Annotated in this window: 6 protein-coding genes; 3 read left to right on the top strand and 3 right to left on the bottom strand. The window is 47.7% G+C overall.

Going from position 1 to position 6,259, the window contains the following annotated elements; genetic code table 11:
* Positions 1-1,413 (top strand): serine/threonine-protein kinase (locus RMO35_RS12400; RefSeq protein WP_309741572.1); only part of this gene is annotated, 1,413 nt, incomplete at its 5' end.
* A gap of 280 nt (positions 1,414-1,693) precedes the next feature.
* Here RMO35_RS12400 and RMO35_RS12395 read toward each other — a convergent pair.
* Entirely contained in the window at positions 1,694-1,816 is a 123-nt protein-coding gene (locus RMO35_RS12395) for a hypothetical protein (protein WP_309741570.1), read from the bottom strand.
* Between the two features lie 140 nt (positions 1,817-1,956).
* On the opposite strand from RMO35_RS12395, the gene RMO35_RS12390 reads away from it, so the two are divergent.
* Together RMO35_RS12390 and RMO35_RS12385 are read left to right on the top strand one after the other, a co-directional pair.
* Positions 1,957-3,666: an alkaline phosphatase gene (locus tag RMO35_RS12390; protein WP_396135663.1), complete on the top strand. Its 1,710-nt coding sequence runs from the start codon at positions 1,957-1,959 to the stop codon at positions 3,664-3,666.
* Between the two features lie 67 nt (positions 3,667-3,733).
* On the top strand, positions 3,734-4,660 hold the full coding sequence (locus RMO35_RS12385; protein ID WP_396135662.1) for an undecaprenyl-diphosphate phosphatase: 927 nt from the start codon (positions 3,734-3,736) through the stop codon (positions 4,658-4,660).
* A gap of 65 nt (positions 4,661-4,725) precedes the next feature.
* On the opposite strand, the gene RMO35_RS12380 is transcribed toward RMO35_RS12385, so the two are convergent.
* Positions 4,726-5,085, bottom strand: coding sequence for a hypothetical protein (locus RMO35_RS12380; protein ID WP_309741564.1), 360 nt, complete (start codon positions 5,083-5,085; stop codon positions 4,726-4,728).
* Positions 5,086-5,235: 150 nt separating this feature from the next.
* Positions 5,236-6,259: flavin reductase (locus tag RMO35_RS12375; protein ID WP_309741562.1), on the bottom strand; the 1,024-nt coding region annotated here is incomplete at its 5' end.

The raw sequence follows: 6,259 nt of genomic DNA, 5'->3' as shown, positions 1-6,259 counted from the left end.
CTAGAGTCATCCTTACTCGCGCCAGGTAATATCCTCGGCAATCGTTATGAGATCGTCCGCGAACTTGGACGCGGCGGATTTGGACGGAGTTATTTAGCCAAGGATCTCAATAAATTTGGAGAGAAGTGTGTACTCAAAGAATTTGCGCCCCAACTGCAAACAGAATTAACCAAAGCCAAAGAATTATTCGAGCGGGAAGCAGAGACTTTATACAAGCTCAATCATCCCCAGATTCCCGCTTTTCGGGAGTTGCTGCGCGTGAATGCGGGTGGGACGGAATCGCTGCTGTTGATTCAGGATTATATTGAGGGGGAAACTTATCTGGCGCGGTTGAACGATCGACTCAAACGGCAGCAACCATTTAGCGAAGCTGAAGTAGTCCAGTTTTGCCAGGATTTATTACCCGTTCTCGATTATATCCATCGGAGTGGAGTGATTCACCGGGATATTTCACCCGATAATCTGATTTATTGCGATCGATCCAAACTACCCGTGCTGATCGATTTTGGGAGTGTCAAAGAGATTGCGGTTACTTTAGTTTCTCGCTATAGTAATGCCAAAATCGCCACTCGGATCGGCAAGCAAGGGTATGCACCAGACGAACAAATGCTCCGAGGTAAAGTATCTCCAGCGAGCGATCTGTATGCTGTGGGTGCGACTGCACTAACCTTACTTACAGGTAGAGATGCGAGTACGCTCTACAGTCCCGCTGAAGCGACGTGGGAATGGCGTAAATATATCCAACTCAGTCCCGAATTCGGCGCGATAATCGATCGATTGTTACAGCACAATCCCCAGGATCGGTATCAGTCAGTAAAAGAAGTTTTAACGGGGCTTTCCGCCGTTAAGATCGATTATACAGCACAAGTAGCGCCAGTCGCGAAATTACCGACTAATTCGATCCCCATCGTCCGTAACAATCAGATTTCGCAACTTAAAACGATCGAAATTAGTCCCAGAAGCAAGGCTCCCGCCGCTAGCCCAGCGACAGAAATAGCCCAACGCGACCCGAATGAGTGGAAGAAACCAGTATGGCAAGTCACCAAAGTCATGACTGTGACCCTTTTTACATGTGTAGCCATTAGTGGTGCCGTAAAATGGGTGCAGGCGATCGATCCGATCGGTATGGCGACTCGGCAATTTAACAACACTACCGCTGGGATCGTCAACTCGATTCCCAATCTCCTCAAACCCGCACAGCCATCCGTCCAACAACGCCAGCAAGATCTAAATCAACAGCTCAAACAACTCAATATCCCCGCTGCTAAGTTTTATCGTCAAGTCGATCGCGCTTTTTATGCCCAGCACCCCGAACTCAACGGTCGATCGCTGACGGCTAAAGCTGAAGACGATAAACTTCGCCAGGAGTGGCAAGATCTAGCTGTGGAGATGTTAGCGAAAACAAGTAGATAACCCAAGTTGCGACCGATAACCCCAGCGGTTAGAAACCGCCGCTCAGAATGCAAAGTCCGCCTACGCGGACTAATAAACTAGTCCGCGTAGCGAAAAGTGCGTTCTTGGGGTTTCCCCGCTTGGGTTCGTTCCATGGTCGGGGAACCCGACCGGACGAACTCCGCCAAGTGAAGCACCTTTTCAAGACAGCGGCGTTTTTATTCGGGGGTTCCCCCCGAATAAGAAAACGACAAGACAGGCGGACTTTGCAGCATTAGCCACGATTTCAATCGTTGGTATTCTAGTAGGTAGCAACTTGAGTTAGATAAACTTGAGACTTGCCCCCAATGTTACTCTCGATACCGATCGAGAGTTCCCGACTCCAGGCGGTATCGAAATGGAGCTTAAGTGTAATATTTATCAAAATTAATGGTCATACTTTTACAACGCATCGCTACTAAATGGTTGATTATTAGTGCGATCTCTTTACTACTCACAGTGACGATCGTGCCGAGTTTATTTCGTGCTTTTGGTGCCAAACCGATTCAGCACAATACGATTTTGATGATTGGCGATGGGATGGGTTGGGAGATTACTAGAGCTGCGGCGATTCAGAGTGCGATTGCCAAAGGTAATGCGGGGAAGACTCTCAAAGATTTTTATGTCCAGGGGAAGGGTGCGGGACTAAATATGCAGACGCTTCAGGGGTATGCGCTAGCGACTACCTACGGGACGACGATCGTAGGCAAAGATGGTAAATATAGTAGTAACCAAAGTGCCCTAGATGATACCCAGAAGCTGACTGGTGCTAGCGTGATTCGCCCTAACTTCAAATTTGACCCCAGATTTAATCCGGGGCAGCACAGCAAGAATAGCCCAGCTCCAGCCACTCCGCCAGTGGGCAATTTAGTCGGTTACGATCCCATCAAAGGTGGTGCTAACCCGTGGACGCCAGGAACCGATCGCGAGTATATTAAAGCCAGCTATCCCGACTCTGCCAATACTGCCACGACCCTCTATACTGGCGTCAAAAGCTATAATAATGCGATCGCGGTAGATATCTACGAAAAACCCCTGACAACCATCCTCAGAACCGCTGCTGACGAAAAGAAATCAACCGGATTGGTAACATCAGTCCCGATCGATCATGCCACACCGGGAGCCGCGTCGGCAAACGTCAATCGGCGCAGCAAATACGATCTCAATGCTCCTGACGCCACTCCGCTAGATAATATCCTCCAGCAGCAACTCCGCATCTATCAACCCACCGTCCTCCTCGGTGGTGGACATCCGTTATCGAATGCCAAAGATCCACTGCCCACAGGTATCGAGCCAGTTCATACTTATATCAGCGCAGCCACATATCAGGAACTGAGTCAGAAGCCGAACGATAATGTTTATCAGTACACCTTCCTCGAACGTGGTGCCAATGCCCAGCAAAAACTCGCCCAAACCGCTGCCAAGATCGATCCTAATGGGGGACAGCGGTTGCTCGGTATCTATGGCGCGCGGGGACAGGCGGGCAATCTCCCGGTGAGTTCGGCGAAGCGCGATTATCATACGACTGGCTTAGATCTGGGAAAAGTGCATACCACTAGAGGTTTGCAGCCAGATACCATTCGTCCCCTCCAGCAGGAAACCGATGCCCAGTTTGTCCAGCGGGAACAGCAGGAGAATCCGACGCTCGACGAACTAACTACTGCCGCATTAACCGTCCTGAGCAAAGATCCGGAAGGCTTTTGGTTGATGATCGAAGGTGGCGATATCGATTGGGCGGCGCATGATAATCATCTCGATAATCTCATCGGCACGACGCTAGATTTCGATCGATCTGTCGGTACTGTGATTAAATGGATCGCAGCTCATGGTGGCTGGGAACGCAATCAACTTATTATAACCGCCGACCACGATCATTATTTTACCCTCAATGATGATTTTCCCGATCGCTTGCGCCGTCAAGGTGCCCAAAAATTAACAGATGTAGATACCGCCGTCGATGCCGGACATTACTGGGGTTCGCAACCAGTAGTTGTCAAAGATGCAGCAGGGCAAGAGTTACCAGAAACGGGCAAATACGGCTGGGGCAGTCATTCCAATCGCCCCGTCCCCGTCTATTATCAGGGATATGCGTCTGATGTCCTAACCAAATCGATCGGGCAAGGCTTTAAACTGTACGATAACGATGTCCCTGGGATTCCCGGCTTAACAGATCAAATCCACATCTATCAAACCCAGCTAGCCGCTGTCAAAACATCCGTCTTTGGATCGAAGTAATCACCGCTCGGCGCTATTTATGCGAATATAGATTGCAATCGATCTATCCCCATTACTACATATGAATATGCGATCGCCGACTAAATTATCTATCGTTATTCTAAGCGCGATCGTGACTGGATTAGTGATAACTATACCAGTAGCCGCAAAACCAGCAATTATTAATGCCGCTCCCGTTATTGCTGATGGTAACATTTTTCAAGCTCTGTTCTTAGGACTAGTTCAAGGAATAACCGAATTTTTGCCGATTAGTAGCACTGCTCACTTACTAGTAACGACCAAGGCTTTTGGTTGGCAACAGTTAGGTCAGAAAGATTATGCTGATGCGATTCAATTTGGTAGTGTGTTAGCTGTTTTTATCTACTTTTGGAAAGACATTAGTAGTGTTGTTGCTGGTGGTGTTACTGGGATAGTGCGGCAAGATTGGCAAAGCCTGAATGTCAAAGTTTTAGCAGGGATTATCGTAGGTACCTTACCCGCACTGATTTTCGGTTATTTAGGTAAAGATATCTTACCTGACAGCGCCCAGATTATTGCTGTTATGTCGATCGTGATGGCAACTTTATTGCTGATTGCCGAACGGGTTAGTAATCATAAAAGGGGATTCGATCGATTAGAAATCAAAGACGGTTTCCTGGTTGGTCTAGCTCAAGCAATCGCTCTAATTCCTGGTGCTTCTCGCTCTGGCTCTACCCTGACTGCTGGTTTATTCCTGGGATTAGATCGCGAAACAGCCGCGAGATTTTCTTTTTTAGTTGGCTTACCAGTTCTCACAGTCGCAACCTTGTTTAAAGGTATCAAAATATTTAAAGGTAATGAATTACCAATCCCGTTATTGGCAGTGGGCACGGTTTCTACATTTATTTTTTCTTACCTGTCGATCGCGTTTTTACTCAACTATCTCAAAACCAAAAATACGATGCTATTCGTTTGGTATCGTTACGCTTTTGGTGCCACAATTCTCATCGCTTTAGCGGCTGGCTGGAAAGGCTAACCATTCAATCGAAAACGTCAGATCTCAATCGCCAGGGTTTCGATCGTGAGAAGATCGACACTCTGCTAAAAATTATCATTACGGTTTTCTAATCTCATCAACCGTTGATTTAACCTGCGATTATTTCTGGCATTATCTTCAGTTTTACGCTCATTTTGAGCTAAATCGGTATCGAGATCGATGATATAGTTCTGGAGCGAATTGAAGCCGCCTGTCATCGTCGTTAGCAGCGTCCCCTCCATACTATCCATCCGATTTTGCATCGCGGTCATGTTTTGCTGCATTGCATTCATGTTTTGTTGCATTACGGTGATGTTCTGCTGCATCACCGTAACAGCTTGCATGACTTGACCTTGCATTGTTGTTAGGCTTTGCACTGTTTGAATGAGTTGATTCTCGATGCGTTCTAATCTTTCTTCTGACATATATTTAAGAAAATAGATAAGTCTATTGTACTATAATCTTAGCTTCGCACCAACAGGGCACCCACAAGCGGCATTTTTATGTCTAGGGTTTCCCCTGAATAAAAACGACAAGACAGGGGATGCTCCTACAAATTCCTATTAAAATCGGTATTAATATTGGTTGCTAGCTTGACGGCGATCGATCGCAGTTACACTATTTAATTCCAATACTTTGCCATTATCAACTACGGCATAAAGCAACCACCGATCGCCACAATCCATGCGATTTTTAACAGTGCATTCTAGATAAGAAAGGGCTTCATTAAGTACGATACAACCATTGTCAGCGAGTGTTGTTTCTATTTCAGCAAATCGATCTATTCCAGGTGCGGGTGGTTTGAGGAAATGGCGGCGGAGATTTCGGCCTTCTTTGAGAATATTTACCACGAATTTTTCACCAGGATTAGCCAAACATTCTAATTCTCGATCTTTGGCGATCGCAATTGTAATCGCTGGCGGACTAAATCCGGCTTGCGATACGCGCGAGGAGAGCAAGCCGACGGGTTTACCGCCGTTATTAGCTGTGATAACGCACAGGGAACCAGTTACCCGCCCGATCGCTTGTCCGGTACGATCGGTTTGTCCGTCTACACTTACCTGTCTGGGAGCGCGGACTTTTTTAGCTTTGTTGAGCACCTTGGCAAATTCTACCCCTGCGGCTTCGCATTGTTCGATCGTTTCTTCCGTGGGGGCAAACTTGACGCGGATCGGTTCAAAGCCTTGGGGATAGCCGACATCTTGCAATTTGTCAGCGATCGTATCCACTGCTTCGCCGCTCCAACCATAGGAGCCAAATACCCCTGCTACTTTAGTCTGGCTGGCGGTAGAAAGGACGATACCCAGGGCGGTTTGGATCTGGGTAGGGGGATGTCCCGCGATCGTCGGCGAGCCGATAATGAAACCGTCACAGGCTTGCACGGCGCGGGTAACTTCTTCGGGTTCGGTAAATTCACAATCGATCGATCTGACGGCGACTCCTGATTGAGTTATCCCTTTTTCGATCGCTCTGGCGAGGGTAGCGGTATTACCGTAGGCGGAGGTGTATAAGAGCGCGACGCTGAGATCTTTCTTCTGCTGCTGCTCGCACCAGCTCTGATAATCGAGAGTCAAAACACTGCGGCTATGGCGGACGATC

It is taken from the genome of Chamaesiphon sp. OTE_20_metabat_361 (genome assembly GCF_031364565.1).
Note: the sequence above shows the minus strand (reverse complement) of the source record. Positions and strands in the feature narration are given on the sequence as shown.